The organism is Halanaerobaculum tunisiense (genome assembly GCF_054657635.1).
Genome location: NZ_BAAHYI010000002.1, coordinates 157,057 through 181,398, shown reverse-complemented (window position 1 = coordinate 181,398; position 24,342 = coordinate 157,057). Strand labels below are relative to the sequence as shown.

Genomic DNA, 24,342 nt, shown 5'->3' with positions numbered 1-24,342 from the left:
TTATTCACTTCCTTCTACATCTTGAGCCTTCTCTATAGCTTCATCTATAGTTCCTACGAATAGGAATGCTTCCTCAGGTAAATCATCATGCTTTCCTTCTAAAATTTCCTTAAATCCTCTAATTGTTTCTTCAAGTGATACATATTTACCTGAAATACCAGTAAACTGTTCTGCCACAAAGAATGGCTGAGATAAGAAACGCTCAATCTTACGCGCTCGTTCTACTATTAATTTATCCTCTTCAGATAACTCATCCATACCTAAAATAGCAATAATATCTTGTAAATCTTGATACTGCTGAATAGTCTCCTGGACTTCTCGAGCTATATTATAATGTTCTTCTCCAACAATACTAGGATCCAAAATTGTAGAAGTGGAATCTAAAGGATCCACTGCTGGATAAATTCCTTTCTCAGCAATCTGCCGAGACAATACAGTTGTAGCATCTAAGTGAGCAAATGTAGTAGCAGGAGCAGGATCTGTCAAATCATCTGCCGGAACATAGACTGCCTGTACAGAAGTAATAGCTCCCTTTTGAGTAGAAGTAATCCGCTCCTGTAAAGTACCTACATCTGTGGCTAGGGTAGGTTGGTAACCTACTGCAGATGGCATTCGACCTAACAGCGCAGAAACCTCAGAACCAGCCTGAATAAACCGGAAGATATTATCAATAAAGAGTAACATATCTTGGGCATATTCATCTCGGAAATATTCCGCCATTGTTAACCCAGTTAATCCAACTCTCATTCGAGCTCCAGGTGGTTCATTCATCTGACCATAAACTAAAGCTACTTTATCTAAAATATCGGCTTCTTTAAATTCTAACCATAAATCATTACCTTCCCGAGTTCTCTCCCCGACACCAGAAAATACAGAGTAACCACCATGCTCCTGAGCGATATTATTGATTAACTCCTGGATTAAGACTGTCTTACCTACCCCAGCACCACCAAATAATCCTACTTTACCACCTTCAGCATAAGGTGCTAACAGATCAATTACTTTAATCCCTGTTTCAAAAATTTCAGTGTTAGTAGTTTGTTCTTCGTAAGCTGGTGCGTCACGGTGAATAGGCCACTCAGCTTCTGCATTAACTTCTCCTTCTTTATCAATTGGTTCCCCTAAGACATTAAAAATTCGACCTAAGCATTCTTCACCAACTGGCACAGAAATTGGCCCGCCGGTATCAATTGCTTGCATACCTCTAACTAATCCATCAGTTGAAGACATAGCAACGCCTTTAACTCGATTGTCTCCTACCTGATTCATGACCTCAACAGTAACATCTATATCTCTTTCTTCATCTACAATTCGAATTGCATCATTAATCTCAGGTAAGCTTCCATTATTAAATTCAGCTTCAACTACAGGGCCAATAACCTCAACAACACTTCCTATATTTTGGCCCTCAGTATTACCTTGACTCATCATAATACCTCCTTCAAAACTCCTATTCTAATGCTTCAGCACCACCAACAATCTCAGTTAATTCCTGAGTAATTGCGGATTGACGAGCACGGTTATAAGATAAAGTTAACTCTTCAATCATCTCTTCTGCATTCTCAGTAGCAGAATCCATTGCTGTCATTCGCGAAGCAAATTCACTAGCTTTAGACTGTAATAAAGCTCCAAAGATTAAATTGTTAATATACTGTGGTAAAACAGTACCTAGCACTGCTCCGGCAGAAGGTTCATAGAGAAAATTCTCGCCAGCTACTTCTTCTTCAGGCGGTTTAACAGGTAATAATTGTAATAATTCCACATTGTGATTTAAAACTGACTCAAACTCAGTATAAACCAAATTAATTTCATCTACTGCTTCATCTCTATATAAATCTATAACTTCTTTACCAATATTAGCAGCAGTAGAGAAAGTAGGATTATCTGCTAAATCTAGATATTCAGATACAATCTCCACGCCAGTTCTTTTAAAATAGTTTCTACCGTGTTTACCAATAGTTACTAAAGCACTATCTTCCTGGCGATTTTCAATTGCAGCTTCCGTTTTGTGTTCTACTTTACTATTATAAGGACCACATAAACCTCGGTCACCAGTGATTACAATATAACCTACCTTATCTACTGCTCGTTCTTCTAATAAAGGATGTAAATCCTCATCATTAGCAGTTAAACCAGTTAAAGTCTTTCTTGTCTGAGCAAAAAAAGGTTTAGCTTCTTCAGCTCTTGCTTCAGCTTTCTGTAACTTAGCGGCAGCAACCATATTCATAGCTCGCGTGATCTTTTTAGTATTCTCCACACTACTAATCTGCCGCTTTATATCGCGCATACTTTCCATCTGTAGCTCACCTCACTTTCTGACAGCGGCTAACTTATTAGGCAGTTTCTTCGTCTTGACTAGTTGCAAACTCCTCTGTGAATTCTTCTAAGGCAGCTGCTAATTTTTCTTCTGTTTCTTCCGTTACTTCTTCTTGTTCAGCAATTGCCTCTCCTATTTCAGGATGAGTATCCTGTAAAGACTGGATAAGATCCTCTTCAAATCTCTTAATATCCTCAACAGGAATATCATCTAAATAACCATTATTAACAGCGTAGATAACCATTACTTGTTCTTCTACAGCCATTGGAGAAGTTTCATCCTGCTTAAGAACTTCTACTAATCTTTCTCCTCGAGCTAATTTCTGTTGAGTTGATTCATCTAAATCAGATCCAAATTGCGCAAAAGCTTCTAGTTCTCGATATTGAGATAAATCTAATCTTAGTGTACCAGCAACATCCTTCATAGCATCAATCTGAGCATCTCCACCTACCCGAGATACTGATAATCCTGTATTAACCGCTGGTCGAACCCCAGAATAGAATAATTCACTTTCTAAGTAAATCTGACCATCAGTAATCGAAATTACATTAGTAGGAATATAAGCTGAAATATCTCCTGCTTGAGTTTCAATAATTGGTAAAGCAGTTAAAGAACCTGCTCCTAAATTATCATTTAACTTAGCAGCTCGCTCTAAAAGACGAGAGTGTAAGTAGAATACATCGCCAGGATAAGCTTCCCGACCTGGTGGTCTTCTTAATAAGAGAGACATCTCCCGATAAGCTACTGCGTGCTTGGATAAATCATCATAGACAACTAAGACATCTTCTCCTTCGTACATAAAGTGTTCACCAATTGTACAACCAGCATAAGGAGCTAAATACTGTAAAGGAGCTGGATCACTAGCAGAAGCTGTTACAACAGTAGTATACTCTAAAGCTCCTGTTCTTTCTAACTTATCTACAACTTGGGCTACTGTAGAAGACTTCTGACCAATAGCCACATAAATACACTGGACATCATCATCCTGTTGATTAATAATTGTATCAATCCCTAAGGCAGTCTTCCCTGTCTGGCGATCACCAATAATCAACTCTCGCTGCCCTTTACCAATTGGTACCATTGAATCAATAGATTTAATTCCTGTTTGGAGCGGTTCTTCTACTGGTTGACGCTCTACAATACCTGGTGCTCCAGATTCAACAGGCCGTCTATTATCAGTCTCAATTGGCCCTTTACCATCAACTGGCTTTCCTAACGGATTAACTACACGTCCCTGTAACTCTTCTCCTACTGGAACATCAACAACGCGACCAGTTCTATGTACCTCGTCCCCTTCTTCTATTTGGGATTGATCTCCCATAATTACACAACCAATACTATCTTCCTCTAGGTTTAGAATCATACCATTAACACCACTGGAGAATTCTAATAATTCTCCGGCCATAGCGTCCTCTAAACCATGAATTCGAGAAATACCATCTCCGACACTAAGAACTGTTCCTACACCTTCAGTCTCTAACTCAACATCATAATTTTTAATCTGCTCTTTAATAATTGAACTTATTTCTTCAGGCTTAAGATTCATTATCTCACCCCTAACTGACTTACTTCTAACCTGTTTAGATCCTGATTTAGATTTTCTAATTGTGTTAATAGACTACCATCAATTACTTTATCTCCAATCTGTAAGACTAGACCACCTATTAAGTCTGGTTTAACTGTAACTTCTAATTCTATCTCTTTATCTAACTCAGATTCTAACTTAGTTGTTAACTTTTCTAGCTGGTCAGCAGATAACTCAATAGGAGACTTAACTTCTACTGCTAACCTATTAGCTTCCTCACCAGCTAACTTTTTAAACTGCTGATAAATAGTTACTAATAAGTTGGCCCGTTTTTTATCCACCAACAAATTAATAAAATTGAATAAAGTAGTAGACAATTCAGCAGCAAAGAGTTCAGCTAATACTTCTTTCTTTTGTTGACCACTGAGTTCAGGATGATATAACATCTGTTCTAACTCTTGATTTTCTTGGAGTAAATCCACTAACTCAGTAAATTCAGCTAAAATATCCTCTAGACTAGCTCCCTCTTGGGCCAACTCAAAAAGAGCTTGAGCATATTTCTCCGCTACTTGTTGATCTATCATGTTACTTCACCTAATTTCTCTTGGTCAAGTTGCTCAATAAATTGATTAATTGTTTCTTCCTGTAATTCTTGCTCAGCAATATAATTAGATAGTGCTTTCTTACTCATCTGAGTTGCAATATCAGCAACTTCATCTTTTAACTCTTTTCGTGCTCCTAACTTAGCTATATTAATTTCCTCTTCTGCTTTAGCAATCTTTCTATTCGCTTCTTCTTCAGCTTGAGAGACAATCTCTTCTTTCTTCTTTTTACCACGACGACGACTTTCTTCAATTATTTCTCGAGCCTCCTGCTTAGCATCACTTAGCTTCTGTTGATATTCTTCTTTTAATTTTTCTGCTTCTGATTCTTTTGCTTGAGCAGATTCTATTCGATCAGAAATATCTTCAGATCTCTGATTCATAAAACTTGTAATTGGCTCAAATAAGAAACGCCGCAAGATTAGATATAATACTATAAAATTTATTAACTGAAAAAAGAAGGTTATATCTAGACTAATCACTTTCTGCTTCCTCCTTTCAAAACTAACAGCAAAAAAATAATTACAAGAACCTATCTACTAATCACTATAACATTTTTTTAGCAAGTATCGGACGACAAATACAAGGGAAGTGAAGATGAATCATAAAATCCATCTTCAACTAGCTACTCCCTTTTCGATTCTCATTAGCCAAGAAGCGGATTAGCAAATAACAAGATCAAAGCAATTACCAAACCATAGATACCTGTTGTCTCTGCTACAGCAGCACCAAGTAACATTGTTCTAGTAATTGTACCTTGTGCTTCTGGTTGTTTACCTACAGCTTCAGCACCTTTACCTGCTGCAAACCCCTGACCAATTCCTGCTCCAATACCGGCAATCATAGCTAGCCCTGCACCAATAGCAGATGCAGCTGCAATTAAAGATTGACCATTCATTATAAATTCCTCCTTTAATTTTTATTTTTCATTAACTAAGTAATGGATTAGCAAATAACAAAATCAAAGCAATTACTAAAGCATAAATACCTGTTGTTTCGGCTACAGCAGCACCAAGCAACATTGTTCTTACAATAACACCTTGTACCTCTGGTCTGCTTCCCACACGTTCAGCACCTTTACCTGCTGCAAATCCCTGACCAATTCCTGCTCCAATACCGGCAATCATAGCTAATCCTACACCAATAGCAGATGCAGCTGATACTAAGGTCACAGTACTAAATTGAGTAAGCCAATCTAAAAAAAGGACTACTAAATTGGGAATTTCTGCCATTCAAATCCCTCCTTTCTAACTATGGAGAGATTACTCCATTTCCATTGAAATATAAGTCATAGTCAACATTGCAAAAATAAAGGCCTGTAAAACACCAGCAAATAAATTAAAGTATAAATCAGCTATACTAGGGACAATTAAACCAACTACTCCATAAAGCAGTCCCATAATTACTACACTTGCTATCATATTACCAAATAAACGGAAAGATAATGATACAGGATCAGCTAAATTACCAATTAAATTTAAAGGAGCTAAAAAAGGTAATGGTTCAAAATAAGACTTGATATAACCTCCTACCCCTTTAGACCTAATACCAAAGAAATGGACATTAACAAAAGTAATAGCTCCCAAAGCAAAAGTAGTATTCAAATCTGCTGTTGGAGTGTAAAGATGTAGGATATCTCTACCTGGTACAATCCCCATTATATTGGCAATAGTCAAATAAATCATTAAAGTTCCAATATAAGGAGCAAACTGCTTCATCTTAGGACCCATTGTCTCCTCTACTAATCCTCTCATCCCTTCTACAAAAGATTCAGCTATATTCTGTAGACTACCTGGCTTAGGCTCTCGTTGCAAATTACGAGTAGCTAACCAAGAAAATAAGGCTAAAAAAGCCATAATCACCCAAGTTGTAGTTACAGTGGATTTAACTGGAGCATCAGCAATCTGCAACATTCTAGTCACAGTATTATCAGGTAGATTAAACATTACATCTGGACTAAACTCCTCTGCTCCAGGAGCCCCTTTTAAAAATATCTTATCCAAAATATTCATCTACTCATTTCCCCTCCTTTCTCTAAACCTTTGTGGATCATTAGGCCATATATTAAAAACATTAACTACTAAGATAACTGCCTTTACTGTTAACATGCCTACTATCACAGTCATTAAATTAACATCGGGTCTCTGTAAAGCAATATATAATGTGCTACCCCAAAGTAAATACCTTAATATGTACTGCACAAAAGTATAAATCCCAGCTTTAGTAGACTGAAATTGGACTGCCTTCTGTAAAGAAGTAGTCAATAAGTGAAAATTAATCACACTTATAATGCCTCCTACTAAAATACCAGCTACAGATCTTAAATCCCAAAAGATAGCTAGCAAAAACATTAAAGCTAAATTTAAAAGAACAGTCCACTTTATAATAAATTGTTTAGTCTGCTTAACTTGTTCCATCATTAATCACTCTTTCTCTCATCTTGCTTGCTCATCAGCAACCGATAGGCATTTCTAAAACCAACTACAACTCCTGTAATAATTCCTACAGCTAACAATAATGGTTCAATTCCTAGTAGTTGATCTAAATAATTTCCTACCCACAACCCACCAAAAGTAGGGACAATAATTGCTATTCCTACCTGAGATAATAAAGCTAATGCTTGTAAAACACTTAAATTATCTTTCATATCTACTCTCCTAATTAGTAATCCCTAAGTTAAAATAAAATTATACAGATAATACAAAAAGACTACAGCAGATAGCCATAGTCTCTCAAACTCTTACCCTATTTACAACTAATAATTAGCTATAAACAGACTAGACTGATCCCTTTAAAACACCTACGGAGTTAGCTGTCGGGCTCAGGTTAAAGGGTACCTTACCATTTTCAAGTCTAAGTTTAAGTCACAGCTTAAGCTCAAACTCATTGCTGGATTCGCCCCAAAGAATGGACCCTCCGCTCCTATAATTAGGATTCGGCAATTATCAAATATCTAATTTTAATTATTATAATATACTACTTACATTATAATAGATATTTACAATCTTGTAAAGTAATTTTTATGACAAGCTTGTATAAGTGATCACTTATACAAGCGGCAATAGTTTTAATTTATGACTACCAATTAGTAAAAAACTAACTGTAGTCAGCACTAAAAAGAGACCTTCAGCAAAATTAGCCTGACTGACTCCTATAGCCACCAAACTTAAACAAATACTAACTAAATAAATAATCAATACCACCTGCCACTGCGTTAACCCTAAATCTAGTAATTGGTGGTGTAAATGATTACGATCAGCTTTAAAAATAGGTTGACCTTGTAATCTACGTCTAATAATAGCAAATAAAGTATCACAAATAGGAACTCCTAAAGCCAAAATAGGTAAGATGAAGGTAACTGTAGTAATGCTTTTTAAAGCTCCAGTGATAGAGATAACTCCTAACATAAAACCTAAAAACATACTACCTGTATCCCCCATGAAAATCTGAGCCGGATTAAAATTATAACGCAAAAATCCTATAGTAGCCCCAATTAAACTTAATGTTAATAATACAGCTAACATTTGTCCTTGCTGGTAGGCAAAAATAGCTAACGGAATAGCTGCAATAATAGTTACTCCTCCAGCTAAGCCATCTAAACCATCGATTAAATTAATCACATTCATAGTACCCAACATCCAAATTACAGTAACTGGAATACTAAATAGACCTAAATAGTAACCTCTAATAAACTCTATTTGGATACCTGAGTTAACTAGCAATAGAACAACTGCTAATTGTCCAGCTAATTTAACCGATGCAGATAGCTCATACAAGTCATCTAAAATTCCTAAACTAACTAATAAACTAGCACACACTAAAATACTTCTTAATTGACTATCGACCCCCAACCAGAGGAGACTAACAATTACTCCCCCAAAAATAGCTAAGCCTCCTAAGTTAGGAATCGGTTCTACATTAATTCTACGTTTACTAGGCTGGTCCAGTGCTCCTATAGCAAAAGCTAACTTCTTGATTACTGGAACTAATAAATAAGATACACAAAAACTAATTAAAATAGGAAGTAATAACATTGTTGGCACCTGCTTTCTAATTACATTCTCTAATTTATTTCTTACAACAAAAACTGACCACTCTCGTGGTCAGTAAACTTAGATCTATCTCTATTGTAAAGCAGGTGCCCTGGTTTTGCAATCATCAAATAATGGTATCCTAGCTAATTTGTTCTAATAATATATCAGCCTCTGATAACATCTGTTGGGCCAACTCATCTGGGTAAGCCCCTTGAAAAACTATCCGTTTAATACCAGCATTAATCACCATCTTAGTACACAAGATACAAGGCTGATGAGTGCAATACAAAGTAGCTCCTTGGATGGAAGTACCATGTAACGCTGCTTGGACAATCCCGTTTTGTTCAGCATGTAAGCCTCGACAGAGTTCATGGCGTTCTCCTGAAGGAACATTTTCTTTTTCTCTGATACATCCTACTTCACTACAGTGAGGCAAATTACTAGGAGCTCCATTATATCCTGTAGCCAAAACCCGTTTTTCTTTAACAATTAATGCTCCTACTTGTCTACGTAGACAAGTCGATCGCTTAGCTACTACTTCTGTCAGCTCCATAAAGTATTCATCCCAGGAAGGACGACTATTATTTGGTTCCGAATAATCTGTCACCAGCATCACCTAAACCTGGTATAATATAGGCATGATCATTAAGCTTTTCATCAATAGCTGCAGTATAGATATCCACATCAGGATGTGCTTCTTGAAGTTCTTCTACCCCTTCTGGAGCAGCTACTAAACACATAAACTTGATATTTTCAGCACCCCGCTGCTTAACAAAATCTAAAGCTGCTATAGCTGTACCACCAGTTGCTAACATAGGGTCAACCATGATTAATTCTCGTGATTCAATATCAGGTGGCATCTTACAATAGTACTCCACTGGTTCTAGCGTTTCTGGATCACGATACAAACCAACATGGCCTACCTTAGCTGCTGGTACTAAATCTACAATCCCATCTACCATACCTAAACCAGCTCGCAGGATAGGTACTACTGCTAACTTCTTACCAGAAATCACTTGCGAAGTAGTTTTAGTAATTGGCGTCTCAATCTCTATTTCCTGTAAAGATAGACTTCTTGTTACTTCATAGCCCATTAAAGCTGCAATCTCATTAGTTAATTCCCTAAATTCTTTCGTTCCTGTCTCTTCCTTTCTTAAGTGAGTTAACTTATGTTGAATTAATGGATGATCAATTACCTGTGCTTGACTCATTGTTCTACCTCCTATTAGTGTGTTATGTGCTATGTGCTATGTGCTATGTGCTATGTGCTGTGTGCTGTGTGCTAATTCAAAACCATAAACACAATAGGGTTAGTTTTTGAATTGGCTGATAGCAGCTTTCGGGTCTTACGACCACTTCATGATAAATCTACACACAGCTCACGACTGTCACCTGCGGTGACAAATTAATAATCATACAAAGGAAAATCAGTTACTAAATCTGCTACTTGAGATTCAACTTCCTCTTTAACTTGGTCATCATCTAGATTTAATAATACTTTTGTAATCAGTTCTCCAACGTATTCCATATCTGCTTCCTTCATTCCTCTTGTAGTTAAAGCAGGAGTACCTAATCGAATCCCACTAGTCACAAAAGGACTTTTAGTCTCAAAAGGAATTGTATTCTTGTTAGCAGTAATACCTACTTCATCTAGTGCCTGTTCTGCTTGTTTACCAGTTAAGTCATGATCAGTTAAATCAACTAATAACAGATGATTATCTGTACCTTCGGCTACTAGTCTAAACTCCTCATTTAATTTCTCAGCTAAAGCACTAGCATTTTTTATAATCTGTTCTTGATAGTCATTAAATTCTTCAGTTAAAGCTTCTTTAAAGCAGACAGCTTTAGCAGCAATAATATGCATTAAAGGTCCACCTTGAATTCCAGGAAAAATAGCTTTATCTATTTCATCAGCTAATTGCTCCTGACATAAAATCAAACCACCTCGTGGTCCACGTAAAGTCTTGTGAGTGGTAGTAGTTACTACATGAGCATACTGAACTGGATTCTGATGTAAACCTGCTGCTACCAAACCAGCAATATGAGCCATATCAACCATTAAATAGGCCCCTACTTTATCTGCTATCTCTCGAAAACGCTTAAAATCTATCTCTCTAGGATAGGCACTTGCCCCCGCAACAATTAATTCCGGTTCTTCTTCTTGCGCAATCTGTTCTACTTGCTTATAATCAATTCGTTCATCAGCTTGGCTAACTCCATAGGAAGCAAAATCATAGTAACTACCTGATAGATTAACAGGACTCCCATGACTTAAATGTCCTCCATGAGTCAAGTCCATTCCTAAGACCTTATCTCCAGGTTCTAAAAGAGCAAAATAAACAGCTGCATTAGCCTGAGAGCCAGAATGAGGTTGGACATTAACATGATCGGCTCCAAATAATTCTTGAGCCCGCTGAATGGCCAAATTCTCTACCTCATCAACCCACTGGCAACCACCATAATAACGTTGGCCTGGGTAACCTTCAGCGTATTTATTAGTCAATTCACTCCCCATTGCTGCTAAAACAGCATCACTAACAAAATTCTCCGAAGCAATTAACTCTAAATTACCTGTCTGCCTATCTTTTTCCTGCCCTATAGCTTTAGCTATTTCAGGGTCTATCTGATCTAACTTACTCATTCTATCACTCCTCTAATTGCGTAATCTTATCAACTCTTCGCTGGTGTCTACCACCTTCAAAATCAGTTTCTAACCAAGTCTTTACAATTTCTAAGGCCACTTCGGTCCCAATCACTCTCTCTCCTAAAGTTAAAACATTAGAATTATTATGTTGACGAGTAGCTCTAGCAGAAAAGACATCATGGCACAGTGCTGCTCTAACTCCAGGTACTTTATTAGCAGTAATAGACATCCCAATACCTGTCCCACAGACTAAAATTCCTAACTCAAATTCATTATCAGCTACTGCCTGAGCAACTTGCTTACCGAAATCTGGATAATCAACTGATGTAGTAGAATCTGTACCAAAATCTTTATAGTCTAGACCTTTATCTTCTAGTAAATCCTTTATTTTTTGTTTTAAATTGTAACCACCATGATCACTACCAAGTGCTATCTTCATCTTCCTTCCCTCCTATATATTAAACTTAACTACAGACTTCTGTACCTACAATAATTATCCTGCTTTCAGTCCAAATTTTCAATAACTTTTTTTAAGTATCCTTTAATCTCCTGAGCACATTCCTGATAAATTTCAATCGGTTGGCCAAAGGGGTCACTGATATCTAAATCAATTTTAGTTTCTTCTTCTGAACTACTATCTAACTTCCTAGCATATCCTTTAAGGGTATAAACCTTATCTGTAATCTGCGCGTAGTTATTTAAAATAGTTAATTTATGACGGTAGGTCATAGTTAAAATTAGGTCAGCTTGGGTAACTAATTCTGCCGTTAAAAGAGTTGTTGTATGCTCCGTTAGATCGATTCCTTCCTTTTTAAGCACTGCAATGGCTTGTCTAGCTGCCCTGTGGCCACTATCAGCTGCTAGACCAGCTGATAGCACCTCATAATCTTCTTTTTCCTTCTTCAACAATAAATCCTTACACAATGCTTCTGCCATACTACTTCTACAAGTGTTACCAGTACAGACAAATAACAACTTAGTCATCGTCTCACCTCACTACTAAAAAGCTAACAATTTAACTCCTAATCCTAATAAAATCAGCCCACCTACAAATTGTAATTTAGCAACCACTCTACCTACAGCATCGCCTATAGTTATCCCCACAATAGTCAACAAAAAAGCTACTGCCCCAAAAAAGATAGCCACTTGAATCATTCTAGCACCTAAAGCTCCTAAACCTAAACCGACAGTTAACGCATCCAAACTGACACTTAAAGACAGCAAAATCAATCCAGTACCCGTTAAAGAGAAATCTCTTGTAATTTGATCATCTTCTTTCATCATATTAAATCCTAAAAAGAGTAATACTCCTGCCCCTAAATAATTAGCAACTTGTCCTAAATAATGACTCAATTGGCTACCTAAATAGAGTCCAATAACTGGTAATAAAAAATGGAGAACAGCTACCACAAGACTAAACTTAAGTATTTTTTTATTATTTTTAATTCCAGAAACTCCTAGACCAATAGATAACGAGAAAGAATCCATACCAATTGCTAAGGCTACTAAAACTACTTCATAACTGCCCATTAGTTCAACTCCTTAACTAATTGATAAGATTAGATGGATACCTAATAAGATTAAAGCCAAACCACCTAACACCTCAGCTTTTTCCACTACTAAACCTAATTTGGCCCCTAATAAGGTACCACAAAAAACCATTAGAGCAGCAATTACTCCTAACACAAAACAACTAAATACTAGTCCTGCATTCAACATTCCTAGGCTAAACCCTACTGATAAAGCATCAATACTCACACTCAAAGCTAAAACAAATAAAGAAACACCATATAATTCAAAATAATAATCAGATTCAGATTCAACTGTCAGACTATCATAAATCATTAACATTCCTAAAATCAAAAGCAGACCTGCTCCAATAAAAGTAGTAATCTGGTTTATAGTCTGTTCAAAATAATAACGACCAATAAAATTTTGTAAAAAATAACCTAATTGAATCCCCATTAAGGGCATTACTATATGAAAAATACCAATTATCAGACTTAATTTCATTCTTAAAAACCAATTTAAATCCTTAGTTCCAATAGCTACTGAGACTGAAAAAGCATCTGTCCCTAAAGCAATCCCTAACACTAGTACCTCAATAGCCCCCACAATATCCCTCCTAAGCTCTAACCTTATTTATATTTTAGCAGGGGGCTATTTATTATTTAAACTTGAATAATATTATAACCAGCTGCCTTTCTTAAGCGATTCATAATTGCTAGGCCTAAACCTCTAGCAGGCAATCCTTCTACTAAAATTTTATCCACCTCTAATTCATCAAGTTCGCGTAATAAACTAAAGATATTACGACTGATCTGTCCTATATCATCTCTACTACCCATTTCTTTAACTACAGCCGCTGCTTGGTAGTTATGTTTTAATTCTGTAGTTGCCATCACACCTATTGTACCCTCATGGGCCTTAATTAATTCTTTAATCTGAGCTGAAATTTTATCTGGACTTCCTTCTACAACTACAACATCAGCCTCAGGGGAATAATGTTGATACTTCATTCCTGGGGCCAAAGCTTGCTTAGATTGCTCTCCTACTGTTGCTTCTACTGCTGAATCAATCTCTACTTTGTCTAATACTGTCTGCAGTTCTTCATAGGTAACTCCTCCAGGTCGCAACAGGGTTGGTACTTCTGAAGAAAGATCAATTACAGTTGACTCCACTCCCAGCCCTGTCTTGCCCCCATCTACCACTCCACTAATTCTACCTTGGAGATCATTTAACACATGACTAGCTAAAGTAGGGCTCGGGCGACCTGATAAGTTGGCACTAGGAGCTGCTACAGGCACTCCAGCTTGATTAATTAAATCCTGGGCCAAGGGATGGTCAGGCATTCTAATAGCTACTGTAGCTAACTCGCCAGTAGTTATCCCCGGCACAGCTTGAGATTTAGGAAGAACTAAAGTCAAAGGGCCAGGCCAAAACTCCTCTATCAATTGCCTAGCTTGATCGGATAACTCACTAGAGGTTAAAGCGCTTAACTTATCTTGATTAGCAATATGTACAATCAATGGATTATCAGCTGGTCTCCCTTTAGCAGCAAAGATCTCTGCTACTGCTTGACTGTCTAAAGCATTGGCTCCTAAACCATATACTGTCTCAGTCGGAAAAGCTACTAACTTCCCCTGCTGTAATAATTCAGCTGCTGCTTCTAATTCAGAAGGATTAAATAGTTTAGTTCCCTTAATTACTTCCACACTTTCTCTCCTTTCTCATAGCTAAAACTACAAGCACTGCCTATTAAAAATTATAAGATTTAGATTGTGAATACTAAGGTTTTGCAGTGGCTGATAGCTCACAACTCATCACTGCCTTAATCAACTAGAAAAAAAGTAGGCTGTTTTACAGCCTACCAAGTACAACTCGTTCAATTCCAGCATAATCCTCTTGAATCTCCACTTCCTTACTTCCTGCCTTAGTTAACAACTCAGCTACTGCTGAAGCTTGGTTGGCCCCTACCTCAAGGGCAATTAATCCTTCTTCTGCCAGCTTAGCTGGAGCTTGATTAATTATCTGTCGATAATAATCCAAGCCATCCTCACCACCTGCTAAAGCCAATTCTGGCTCCTGTTGGACAGCAAGTGGTAGATCAGCTAAATCAGCAGCTGGAATATAAGGCGGATTGGAAACAATTAGATCAACCGACTCTTCAATAGGCTGTAATAAGTCTCCTGCTTTAAAGTCTATTCTGCCTGCTATATTATGCTGTAGAGCATTCTCATAAGCTACTTTAAGAGCAGCTTCCGAAATGTCAACTCCAACTCCTGTAACTGTCTTAGCAGCTAACTTAACTAAACTTATAATAATTGCTCCACTACCAGTTCCAATATCAGCTACTCTAAATTCCTGGTGGTTAGATTGTTCTATCTCTTCTAGAGCACTCTCCACTAGATGTTCAGTCTCGGGGCGAGGTACTAAAACATCAGAGGTTACTTTAAACTCCAGAGACATAAATTCCTGTCTGCCTAACAGATAAGCAACGGGTTGGCCCTGGCTGCGCTCCACTACTAACTCACGATACCGGTTAATCTCTTCTGTAGTCAAGGGCCGATTAAAATTAACATATAACTTAATCCGCTCCAGATCCAAGACAGCAGCTAATAAAACTTCAGCATCTAACCGAGGACTAGAAATTTCATGTTGACTAAAAAAGTCGACTGTCTTACCCAAAATTTCTTTAACTGTTAAGGGAGCCATCCTACTCTACCTGCTTTAATCTTTCTATTTGATCAGCAGTAATCAAGGACTCAATAATTTCATCTAGCTCACCATCTAAAACTGCTTCTAATTGGTGCGTTGTCAGATTAATCCGGTGGTCAGTAATCCGGCCTTGCGGAAAGTTATAAGTTCTAATTCGTTCACTTCTACCCCCACTACCAATCTGACTCTTACGTTCTTCAGCCATTTCTTCTTGTTTTTCCTGTTCTATTTTTTCCTGTAATCTAGCTCTTAATACCCGCATTGCCTTTTCGCGATTCTTATGCTGGGACTTTTCATCCTGACAGGAAACTACTAACCCCGTTGGTTCGTGGGTAATTCGGACAGCAGAATCAGTTGTATTCACACTTTGGCCCCCTGGCCCACTAGCCCGATAGGTATCTATCTCTAAATCATTAGGATTAATATCAATATCTACTTCCTCTGCCTCAGGTAAGACAGCTACTGTAGAAGTGGAAGTATGGATCCGACCACCAGATTCAGTACTAGGAATCCGTTGGACTCGATGAACTCCACTTTCGTACTTTAAGTTACTATAAGCTCCTTTACCTTCAATAACAAATATAATTTCTTTATATCCTCCCATATTAGAAGGAGTAGAAGATAAAACATCTATTCCCCAACCTTTACTTTCTGCATACCGGGTATACATTCTATATAAATCGCCGGCAAAAATATTTGCTTCATCTCCACCAGCACTACCACGAATTTCTATTACAACATTCTTTTCATCATTAGGGTCTTTAGGAATTAACATCAATGGTAATTCCTCTTCTAATTCCTCCAACTTAGGCTTTGCTTCCGCTAACTGCATCTCAGCTAATTCAACCATTTCTCCGTCATCAGACAGCTCTAAAATTTCTTCTGCCTCTTCTACATTAGACTTTAACTCCTGATACTCTTCATACTTGTCTACAATATCCTCTAACCTAGCATATTCTTTAGATAATTTCTGAAATCTTTCCTGGTCATTAATCACTTCTGGGTCACTTAATAACCCCTCAATTTCTTTGTAACGGTCTACTACACTATCCAATTTATCAATCCAGTTTTCAATATCAAAATCTAATGACATACTAAACCTCCTTAGAATTCAATTTATAATTGACAATTAAAAACCATTAAACTTCTTATAAATCAAGAGATTATATTGTTTTGATCTTTAATTCTAAATTATCCATTGTCAATTGTCAATTCTTCTTCCTCTTCTAATACTGCTTCTAAAGACTTAATTGCTACCTCTAGTTGCTCTGATGATGGTTCAGCTGTAGTCAACTTCTGCAAATAAAGACCAGGGATAGCAATCCACTTAATAGGCTGGGGAGCTGCTTCTTTACCTGCTAATTTAATCAATTCATAAGATATCCCAGCAACTACAGGTAATAAAGCAATATGAATCAGAATTCGACTCACTAAATCCGGTCGACCGAAAAAGGAAAATAACAGAATACTAACAACCATTACTAGCAACAAGAAATTAGTCCCACATCTAGGATGTAAAGTAGAAAATTGCCTTGCATTCTCAACAGTTAATGACAAATCTGACTCATAATTATGAATCACCTTATGCTCAGCACCATGGTACTCAAAAACTCGTTCAATATCCTCTAGGTGAGAAATAATTGTAATATAAGCTAATAAAACACTGACCTTAATGATACCTTCTAGTAAATTTAAGACTAAATTAGAATTTATATATGATTGGATAAAGCCTATAACTCCAGCTGGTAAAACAACAAATAATAAAATAGCCAATCCTAAGGCTGTACCAATGCTGATTATTAACTCTGACCAGGATAGCTCTTCTTCTTCCTCACTAAATTGATTAGCAGAAAAAGTTAATGCCTGTAGCCCTAAAATCAAAGACTGAAATAAAGCAATTACCCCACGTAACAAAGGAAGGCCTAAAATTTTAAACTTATCAGTTATAGAAGTAAAAGGTTGTTCATCTAAAATAATCTCTCCATTGTCTTTGCGAACAGCTACTGCTATACTTTTTTCACCACGCATCATAACACCTTCAATTACCGCTTGCCCTCCATACTGTTCTTGTGACATACTTTTTCCTCCTAAATTAAAAGTCAACACTTATAATAGCAAAAAAATAGCAGAGCAAAAGCTCTGCCATCATCATCTTATTCAATACCATATTTTTCTTTGAATCTCTCAACACGTCCACCACGAGTAGCACGATTCTTCTTGCCAGTATAGAAAGGATGACAATTAGAACAAACTTCTACTCTCATATCACCCTTAGTTGTCTTCGTTTCAAAAGTATTACCGCAAGCACAAGTAATTGTAGCCTCTTTGTATTCTGGATGAATCTCTTCCTTCATCTTAAATCACCTCACTTTATTACGTGATCTTCTGACTGCCATATTATAACATAGGCCTGATCAAATTGCAACAGGCTAAACTCTAATCAATAATTTTTTGTAGTGAAGTTAACATCTCTTGATTATTGGCACTAGCCTTAATCTGCTTAATAAATGATTTAATAATCTGGTCCGCATAAGAGTCATTTATATCTCGTCTTAACTTCCACATTGTTTCTAACTCATCATCTGACAATAACAACTCCTCTTTTCGGGTGCCAGACTTATTAACATCAATAGCAGGGAATAATCTTTTCTCTGCTAATTGGCGACTAAGATGTAACTCCATATTACCAGTTCCTTTAAATTCTTCGTAAATTACATCATCCATTCTACTTCCTGTCTCCACTAAAGCAGTACCTAAAACAGTTAAACTGCCACCTTCTTCAATATTTCTTGCTGAACCAAAGAAACGTTTTGGTTTATGCAGAGCAGTAGGATCTAATCCCCCAGATAAAGTTCTACCACTAGAAGGAATATTCACATTATAAGCTCTAGCCAGTCTAGTAATACTATCCAATAAAACTACCACATCTTGCTGTTGCTCTACTAACCTCTTAGCTTCTTTGAGAACTAACTCAGAAACATTAATGTGATTTTTAGGAGGTTCATCAAAGGTAGAACTGATTACTTCCGCATCAACTGAGCGCTCCATATCTGTTACTTCTTCCGGACGTTCATCAATTAATAAAATCATCAACTTAGCCTCAGGAAAATTAGCCGAAATACTATTGGCTATCTTCTTAAGTAAAATCGTCTTTCCTGCTTTCGGAGGAGCTACAATTAATCCTCGCTGTCCTTTACCAATAGGAGCTACTAAATCAACTAATCGACTGGAAACTTCATTAGGATCATGTTCTAAAGTAATCCTTTCCTGCGGATAAAGAGGGGTTAAGTCTTCAAAATGAGGTCTTTCTTGGGCCAACTCCGGATCCTGATAATTAACTGCCTCAATTCTTAGTAAAGCAAAATAACTTTCATTATCCTTAGGCTGGCGCACCTGGCCTGATACTACATCTCCAGTCCTTAAATCAAAACGCCTAATTTGCGAAGCCGAAATATAAATATCATCTTTGCTAGGCACATACTCAGTAGGACGTAAAAAACCATAGCCATCAGGAAGGATTTCTAATACACCTTCAGCAAAGATCAAGCCTCCTTTTTCTGTCTCAGCTTGTAGGATTTCAAAAATCAACTCTCTTTTCTTAAAAGTACTGTACCCGGATATTTCTAAATCTTTTGCTATCTCATATAATTCACTAATAGTCTTCTCTTCCAACTCACTAATATTCATCAACTACAATTCCTCCCTAAAAATGAATACCTATTCTGAATAACAGATAGGCTCCAAATAAATAAATGCTAGTAATAGCAATTGAATCCCAACCAATAGTTAAAAAAGTCTTCTCCGAACGATAAAAAAGTCCTACTACAGCAATACTACTTAAAATCAAGCCTAATAAAGCTGTTACAGTATGCGATAAAGAAACAGCTGCTAGCACCGCTCCTCCTTTATAAAAAATATCAGCTACTAAAATAATTACCATATTAAAAATATTACTCCCAAACACATTTCCTACTGCTATATCATAGGCATTAATCCGGATAGCAGACACAACAGCTACCATCTCTGGTAAAGAAGTTGCAGCAGCAACTAAAATAGTTCCCATAAAACTCTTCTCTAAACCAGTTACAGTAGCTATCTGGTCAGCATAAGAAGATAACTGAATACCAGCAATTACAATTATTACAGCCGAGATACTAAAACCTAAAATAGCTTTATTTAAAGGAATCTCTAAATCCAATAATTCCTCTTCTTGTTCCTCTTCTAATTGATTTTTACGCTCATAACGAAAAATCAATCGGGCCCCGATTAAATAAGTAACTACAATAACAATTGCTCCTAACCCGACACCAAACAAATTAAATTGTAGATCATTAAGATAATTAACCAGAATGAATAAAGTGGCAAAACCAGAGAGGAGAATACCTAATAAAGCAGATAAGATATGTTTAGAGTGGACTCGCAACATAAAAGGACCTGATCCATGCAGTAAATCAGCAATAGCTAAAATTACTAAATTAAAAGTATTACTCCCAAACACATTTCCAATAGCAATATCAGGAGAACCAATTGCCGAAGCAGTTCCACTAGTTACTACTTCCGGCAATGACGTAGCTCCCGCTACTAAGATGCTCCCTACTAGTGCTTGACCGAGACCTGTTTTAGTAGCAATTATATCTCCGTAATCGGATAATTTAGTCCCAGAAATAATAATAGCTACCGCTGATAACAAAAATAACAACCACAAAGTTATCATCTACTTGCCTCCTGTTTCTCTTACACTATACTATATCCTTATATTATTTATTATATACTCCGTTAATTTTTAAGTCAATTATCTCCAGTGATTATTTTTCGGTAATGGCTTCTGGTCTAACTTATGTACCGCTTCTACAAACCTTAAGGTCCCTGTTTTAGATCTCATTACTAAAGAGTGCGTTGTAGCTTGATTAGCACTAAATCTAACACCATCTAACATTTCACCATCAGTTACACCAGTAGCAGAAAAAATAATATTATCTCCAGCTGCTAAATCCTCCATTAACAAAGGAGCTGTTACCTCCTTGATCCCCATTTCTTGGGCTCGTTTAATATCTTGCTCATTAGCAGGCTTTAGTTGAGCTTGCATATCTCCATCCAAACACCGCAAACCAGCTGCAGCTAAAACACCTTCGGGAGCACCACCAATCCCCATTAATAAATCAACACCAGTAGTAGGCAAACCAGTAGCTAAAGCTGCTGCTACGTCTCCATCACCAATCAATTTCATCTTAGCACCTACTGCTCTTACCTGATCTATTAAGCCACCTTCTTTTCTATGGCGGGGTTTATCTAAAATAACTACAGTAACATCTTTAACGCCTTTCTCTAGGGCAGTAGCAACTGATTTAATATTATCCTCCACTGAAGCAGTAATATCGATACTTCCTTTGGCTTCCGGGCCAACTGCTATCTTATCCATATACATATCTGGCGCATGAAGAAAACAATCTCGCTGGGCTACAGCTAGGATAGATAAAGCATTAGGTCGTCCCTCAGCAATAATTGTCGTTCCTTCCAAAGGATCAACTGCAATATCAACTTCAGGCACTGCTCCTTCTCTAGTACCAATCTTCTCCCCAATATATAACATAGGAGCTTCATCAATTTCTCCTTCTCCAATTACTACTTCTCCATCAATATCTACTGTATCAAACATACCACGCATAGCATCAACAGCTGCTTGATCAGCTGCTTCCTTATCGCCTCGGCCCATCCATCTAGCCGAAGCAATTGCAGCTGCTTCAGATACTCTAACAAATTCAATTGCTAATTCTCGTTCCATTTACTATTCCTCCTAGTATTAGTTTATAGTTTACTATAAATATCTAATTTTAAAAGCAGTTTCGGAAAAGCTACAAAATAGCTTTTTTCCGAGTAACTTTTATTGAACTATAAAAGTTACCAAAAGATTTCAAGGATAGAACAATCAATGCTTCCTGCGGTTAAAGAGTTACTAGAGATATTAAAAAATACTAGAACATATATTACTCTTTTATTTTAACCACAAGTCGCGGATTGTTCTACTTAAATTAAACCAATACAACCCTTTTTTAATTACTAGGTAAGAGTTTCACAACGACATTTGAATTTTTTAGTAACGCATCTTAGCGAACTGGAGTAAAAATAAGGCTTAAATTATCTAATTTGCAGGATATTAAATTAGATTAGCCTTATTTTTAAGCAGTGAGCTGTAGATGAGTTTGAAAAAATTCTGGGAGTAAAAAAACTCTTGCCTAGTATACTATAAAAATTAATATAAGTTTTAGATTGAATATGTTAGACGTATGACTAACCCCTTTAAAAACAGAAAAAAGGAGCAGAAATTACTTCTGCACCTTTTTCTGACTCCAATTTATTGAATTATAGTTAGGCTTGGTCAGCACTACCGAAAACATCAATTTTCTTCTTAGCAGTCTCGATAATACCTTCTTTACCTGGCCCAATAATCTTTCGCGGATCATAGACTTCTTTATCTTCAGCCAATAATTCACGAACAACTTTTGTCCAAGCTTGCTGGAAGTCAGTATTAACATTAATCTTAGAAGTACCTCGATTGATTGCTTCTTTAATATCTTTATTTGGAATCCCAGTTCCGCCGTGTAATACTAATGGCAGACCTGTTGTTTCTTTAATCTCTAACATCTCTTCAAATCCTAAATCAGGCTCACCTTGATAAGGGCCATGAACAGAACCTAAAGCTGGTGCTAAAGCATCAATTCCTGTCTGTTCAACTAACTTCTTACATTCCTCTGGATCAGCATACTTAACTTGACCTTCTACACCATCTTCTTGGCCACCTACAATACCTAACTCAGCTTCAACAGAAACACCTTTAGCGTGAGCATATTCAACTACTTCTTTAGTAATCTCTACATTCTTCTCAAAAGAATGATGAGAAGCATCAATCATAACGGAAGTGTATCCAGCATCAACTGCTTTTTTACAACTTTCAATACTAGAACCATGATCTAGATGGATAGCAACAGGAATAGTAATCTCCATGTCTTCTAATAATCCAGTTACAATATTAACTACTGTTGTAAAACCACCCATGTAACTAGTAGCACCTTCAGACACACCTAAAATTACTGGAGAATTCTTACCTTCACAAGCCTCCAAGATAGCTTGTGTCCACTCTAAGTTATTGATGTTAAATTGTCCGACTGCATATTGATTCTCTTTAGCCTCAATTAACATTTCTGTCATTGATACTAATGGCATATTAACATAACCTCCTTATTGTAGTCCATTACTTATTATACAAGACTTAAGAAAAAAATCCTTCATTTTAATCCTATTTTATTTTAAATTTCATCCTTATTAACCATTTGTTTTTTCTAGAGCACTAACTACACCTTCTAGAATCTTAATCTTCTTTAATTTTCGTAAAGAAGCTAAATCCTCCTCAGTTTGAGCCTGGATCTTAGTAACTCCTTCGCATTCCTGACAGATTAACTCTATCTCTCCTGCTAACATTTCAATATCTATCTCCTGACTACCACACTGGCAGACTAATCCACTCTCCATAGCTATATCATGCAATTCATTAACTGCTGCTAACATAATTTGGGGACTATCAAAGCAATCTTCAAACTCTAGTTTATCCATCATCTGCTCTAGATACTCTTCTTCCTCTCTAACTAATTCTTCTAGTCGATCCTCTGGGCCAAAGTATCCTAGAGCTGTTTGATTAGTAGAACAACTAATACTCTCTACATCACCAAACCAAAATTCAGTTGCGTTATAAAATTGACTATGTTGAGTATCGCAGAAAATACAAGGATACTTCAATCTGAAATTAGAACCTTCTTTAATAATCAGTAACTTAGTTTCTCCACAATCACAATCTAACTTCAATTTATCTGTACCAGAAAAATCAAATATATTAACTTGTTCTAACTCTAGCTTACTACACCTAGGACATCTCCAGGCTAAAGTAGTTTGGTATTCAATTAACATTCTGCTTGTACCTCCTTTGGCCAATTAAGATATTCTTTATCCAGATTAGAAATCCTTTATTTGATTCCTCACATTTTATTAAATATCCCGGACTACAGCCGACTGTACTTGATTATCAACCTCTAATTTAATCCACTGGTCAACATTTATATTACTTAGTCCAACTTCTTTGTCCTCCGCTAAAAGTTTAGTTTCTTCTCTAATCTTGAAGGTCTTCTCTCTAGGATTAAGATCACTACCTAGATTCACAGTAACCTTCTTTTCCTCTCTATCAATCTCTGTAATCAGCCCTGTAGCTTGATAATGGTGAACAACTAATATTGATAACTGCCTATTAATCCCTAATATGGCTCTACCTTGATCCCCTGGCTTAAGGTCTGAGCTAGAGGCTTGATAATTATTACGTCTGATCTGTAAATCAGAATCTAAGTTATAGACTGCTGTCTGCTTTGTATTTAAATTTTCGACTATGATTACATTATCATGTACCTCTCTAACCACAATAGGAACTGTTTGATAAAAGGAATTGATGGTAGTTATTTTTCCCTGCTGATTTAACTTAATCTTAGCTTGCTGAAAATAGTTATCTTGGATAGGCCGTAAAGCAGTTAAGGATGCCTGTTGCTGGTTGACCTTAATTGTAGCGTCTAAGGCAACTTTATACTCCTTTACTTCGTCATTAGCTTGGAGTAAAATAGTATTTTGCTGAGCATTAACAGCTACTATCTGTCCTGTCTTAGCCAATTTATCATCTGCCTGGGCCCAACTGATTGGAGATAAAGATAATAAAATTATCATAACAAAAGTTATATATTTTTTCATAACTATCCCTCCTGATTAAATTCTTAGTATTATTATTTACATTTTATGGGAGGGATATACCAAAAAAATAAAAAAAGTAGGAGATTTCTCCCCTACTTCAGTATATTAGTTGTGTGTCGTGTGCTATTAGTCATCAGCAGATCAAATTCGAAACAATATTTAATCCTTTAGAATCTAGTAATTTTAAAGGTTTAGATTTTAAATTTACAGATAGCAGACGA

Annotated in this window: 29 protein-coding genes and 1 riboswitch; all 29 genes read right to left on the bottom strand. The window is 36.6% G+C overall.

The window, feature by feature from the left end; translation table 11 throughout:
* Complete coding sequence (gene atpD, locus ACYQ3D_RS02480) at positions 1 to 1,428, bottom strand: F0F1 ATP synthase subunit beta (RefSeq protein WP_459835844.1); 1,428 nt, start codon at positions 1,426 to 1,428, stop codon at positions 1 to 3.
* Positions 1,429 to 1,450: 22 nt separating this feature from the next.
* Positions 1,451 to 2,296, bottom strand: a complete 846-nt coding sequence (atpG, locus tag ACYQ3D_RS02475; protein ID WP_459835842.1) for an ATP synthase F1 subunit gamma — start codon at positions 2,294 to 2,296, stop codon at positions 1,451 to 1,453.
* Positions 2,297 to 2,333: 37 nt separating this feature from the next.
* Complete coding sequence (gene atpA, locus ACYQ3D_RS02470) at positions 2,334 to 3,863, bottom strand: F0F1 ATP synthase subunit alpha (protein WP_459835840.1); 1,530 nt, start codon at positions 3,861 to 3,863, stop codon at positions 2,334 to 2,336.
* Positions 3,863 to 4,426 (bottom strand): F0F1 ATP synthase subunit delta, encoded by a 564-nt coding sequence (locus ACYQ3D_RS02465; RefSeq protein WP_459835838.1) that lies wholly within the window; start codon positions 4,424 to 4,426, stop codon positions 3,863 to 3,865. Before ACYQ3D_RS02465 ends, atpA begins: the two co-directional genes overlap by 1 nt.
* On the bottom strand, positions 4,423 to 4,926 hold the full coding sequence (gene atpF, locus ACYQ3D_RS02460) for a F0F1 ATP synthase subunit B (RefSeq protein ID WP_459835836.1): 504 nt from the start codon (positions 4,924 to 4,926) through the stop codon (positions 4,423 to 4,425). The genes ACYQ3D_RS02465 and atpF overlap by 4 nt, the downstream gene beginning before the upstream one ends.
* Positions 4,927 to 5,090: 164 nt before the next feature.
* On the bottom strand, positions 5,091 to 5,342 hold the full coding sequence (atpE, locus tag ACYQ3D_RS02455; RefSeq protein WP_459835834.1) for an ATP synthase F0 subunit C: 252 nt from the start codon (positions 5,340 to 5,342) through the stop codon (positions 5,091 to 5,093).
* Positions 5,343 to 5,373: 31 nt separating this feature from the next.
* Positions 5,374 to 5,676: an ATP synthase F0 subunit C gene (gene atpE, locus ACYQ3D_RS02450; RefSeq protein ID WP_459835832.1), complete on the bottom strand. Its 303-nt coding sequence runs from the start codon at positions 5,674 to 5,676 to the stop codon at positions 5,374 to 5,376.
* A gap of 30 nt (positions 5,677 to 5,706) precedes the next feature.
* Entirely contained in the window at positions 5,707 to 6,456 is a 750-nt protein-coding gene (gene atpB, locus ACYQ3D_RS02445; protein WP_459835830.1) for a F0F1 ATP synthase subunit A, read from the bottom strand.
* Complete coding sequence (locus tag ACYQ3D_RS02440) at positions 6,457 to 6,861, bottom strand: ATP synthase subunit I (protein ID WP_459835828.1); 405 nt, start codon at positions 6,859 to 6,861, stop codon at positions 6,457 to 6,459.
* A gap of 2 nt (positions 6,862 to 6,863) precedes the next feature.
* Positions 6,864 to 7,091 carry an AtpZ/AtpI family protein gene (locus tag ACYQ3D_RS02435; RefSeq protein ID WP_459835826.1) on the bottom strand — a complete coding sequence of 76 codons (228 nt, stop codon included), beginning with the start codon at positions 7,089 to 7,091 and terminating at the stop codon, positions 6,864 to 6,866.
* Positions 7,092 to 7,226: 135 nt separating this feature from the next.
* Positions 7,227 to 7,395, bottom strand: a riboswitch (cyclic di-AMP (ydaO/yuaA leader).
* 96 nt (positions 7,396 to 7,491) lie between these two features.
* Positions 7,492 to 8,478, bottom strand: a complete 987-nt coding sequence (locus ACYQ3D_RS02430; RefSeq protein WP_459835823.1) for an MraY family glycosyltransferase — start codon at positions 8,476 to 8,478, stop codon at positions 7,492 to 7,494.
* Between the two features lie 139 nt (positions 8,479 to 8,617).
* Positions 8,618 to 9,091: a deoxycytidylate deaminase gene (locus ACYQ3D_RS02425; RefSeq protein ID WP_459835820.1), complete on the bottom strand. Its 474-nt coding sequence runs from the start codon at positions 9,089 to 9,091 to the stop codon at positions 8,618 to 8,620.
* Positions 9,060 to 9,689 (bottom strand): uracil phosphoribosyltransferase, encoded by a 630-nt coding sequence (gene upp, locus ACYQ3D_RS02420; RefSeq protein ID WP_459835818.1) that lies wholly within the window; start codon positions 9,687 to 9,689, stop codon positions 9,060 to 9,062. The genes ACYQ3D_RS02425 and upp overlap by 32 nt, the downstream gene beginning before the upstream one ends.
* A gap of 194 nt (positions 9,690 to 9,883) precedes the next feature.
* Positions 9,884 to 11,119: a serine hydroxymethyltransferase gene (gene glyA / locus ACYQ3D_RS02415; protein ID WP_459835816.1), complete on the bottom strand. Its 1,236-nt coding sequence runs from the start codon at positions 11,117 to 11,119 to the stop codon at positions 9,884 to 9,886.
* A gap of 4 nt (positions 11,120 to 11,123) precedes the next feature.
* Positions 11,124 to 11,561 carry a ribose 5-phosphate isomerase B gene (gene rpiB / locus ACYQ3D_RS02410; RefSeq protein ID WP_459835813.1) on the bottom strand — a complete coding sequence of 146 codons (438 nt, stop codon included), beginning with the start codon at positions 11,559 to 11,561 and terminating at the stop codon, positions 11,124 to 11,126.
* A gap of 65 nt (positions 11,562 to 11,626) precedes the next feature.
* Entirely contained in the window at positions 11,627 to 12,106 is a 480-nt protein-coding gene (locus tag ACYQ3D_RS02405; RefSeq protein ID WP_459835811.1) for a low molecular weight protein arginine phosphatase, read from the bottom strand.
* A 15-nt stretch (positions 12,107 to 12,121) separates the two neighbouring features.
* On the bottom strand, positions 12,122 to 12,652 hold the full coding sequence (locus ACYQ3D_RS02400; RefSeq protein ID WP_459835809.1) for a manganese efflux pump MntP: 531 nt from the start codon (positions 12,650 to 12,652) through the stop codon (positions 12,122 to 12,124).
* 12 nt (positions 12,653 to 12,664) lie between these two features.
* A complete protein-coding gene (locus tag ACYQ3D_RS02395) occupies positions 12,665 to 13,237 on the bottom strand; it encodes a manganese efflux pump MntP (RefSeq protein WP_459835807.1) in 573 nt (190 codons plus the stop codon).
* 56 nt (positions 13,238 to 13,293) lie between these two features.
* Entirely contained in the window at positions 13,294 to 14,337 is a 1,044-nt protein-coding gene (locus ACYQ3D_RS02390) for an L-threonylcarbamoyladenylate synthase (RefSeq protein ID WP_459835804.1), read from the bottom strand.
* A 145-nt stretch (positions 14,338 to 14,482) separates the two neighbouring features.
* Positions 14,483 to 15,337 carry a peptide chain release factor N(5)-glutamine methyltransferase gene (gene prmC, locus ACYQ3D_RS02385; protein ID WP_459835802.1) on the bottom strand — a complete coding sequence of 285 codons (855 nt, stop codon included), beginning with the start codon at positions 15,335 to 15,337 and terminating at the stop codon, positions 14,483 to 14,485.
* 1 nt (position 15,338) lies between these two features.
* Positions 15,339 to 16,433: a peptide chain release factor 1 gene (gene prfA / locus ACYQ3D_RS02380; RefSeq protein WP_459835800.1), complete on the bottom strand. Its 1,095-nt coding sequence runs from the start codon at positions 16,431 to 16,433 to the stop codon at positions 15,339 to 15,341.
* 98 nt (positions 16,434 to 16,531) lie between these two features.
* Positions 16,532 to 17,416, bottom strand: coding sequence for a DUF1385 domain-containing protein (locus tag ACYQ3D_RS02375; RefSeq protein WP_459835798.1), 885 nt, complete (start codon positions 17,414 to 17,416; stop codon positions 16,532 to 16,534).
* A 77-nt stretch (positions 17,417 to 17,493) separates the two neighbouring features.
* On the bottom strand, positions 17,494 to 17,694 hold the full coding sequence (rpmE, locus tag ACYQ3D_RS02370) for a 50S ribosomal protein L31 (protein WP_459835796.1): 201 nt from the start codon (positions 17,692 to 17,694) through the stop codon (positions 17,494 to 17,496).
* Positions 17,695 to 17,776: 82 nt separating this feature from the next.
* Complete coding sequence (gene rho / locus ACYQ3D_RS02365) at positions 17,777 to 19,027, bottom strand: transcription termination factor Rho (protein WP_459836085.1); 1,251 nt, start codon at positions 19,025 to 19,027, stop codon at positions 17,777 to 17,779.
* 16 nt (positions 19,028 to 19,043) lie between these two features.
* The gene (locus ACYQ3D_RS02360) at positions 19,044 to 20,054 is read right to left on the bottom strand and encodes a sodium:calcium antiporter (RefSeq protein ID WP_459835794.1); all 1,011 of its coding nucleotides are present in this window, start codon (positions 20,052 to 20,054) and stop codon (positions 19,044 to 19,046) included.
* 78 nt (positions 20,055 to 20,132) lie between these two features.
* Entirely contained in the window at positions 20,133 to 21,122 is a 990-nt protein-coding gene (gene glpX / locus ACYQ3D_RS02355) for a class II fructose-bisphosphatase (protein WP_459835792.1), read from the bottom strand.
* Positions 21,123 to 21,706: 584 nt separating this feature from the next.
* Complete coding sequence (fba, locus tag ACYQ3D_RS02350; RefSeq protein ID WP_459835789.1) at positions 21,707 to 22,561, bottom strand: class II fructose-1,6-bisphosphate aldolase; 855 nt, start codon at positions 22,559 to 22,561, stop codon at positions 21,707 to 21,709.
* Positions 22,562 to 22,660: 99 nt separating this feature from the next.
* On the bottom strand, positions 22,661 to 23,299 hold the full coding sequence (locus ACYQ3D_RS02345) for a hypothetical protein (RefSeq protein ID WP_459835787.1): 639 nt from the start codon (positions 23,297 to 23,299) through the stop codon (positions 22,661 to 22,663).
* A gap of 78 nt (positions 23,300 to 23,377) precedes the next feature.
* Positions 23,378 to 24,121 (bottom strand): hypothetical protein, encoded by a 744-nt coding sequence (locus ACYQ3D_RS02340; RefSeq protein ID WP_459835785.1) that lies wholly within the window; start codon positions 24,119 to 24,121, stop codon positions 23,378 to 23,380.
* Positions 24,122 to 24,342 lie beyond the last annotated feature (221 nt).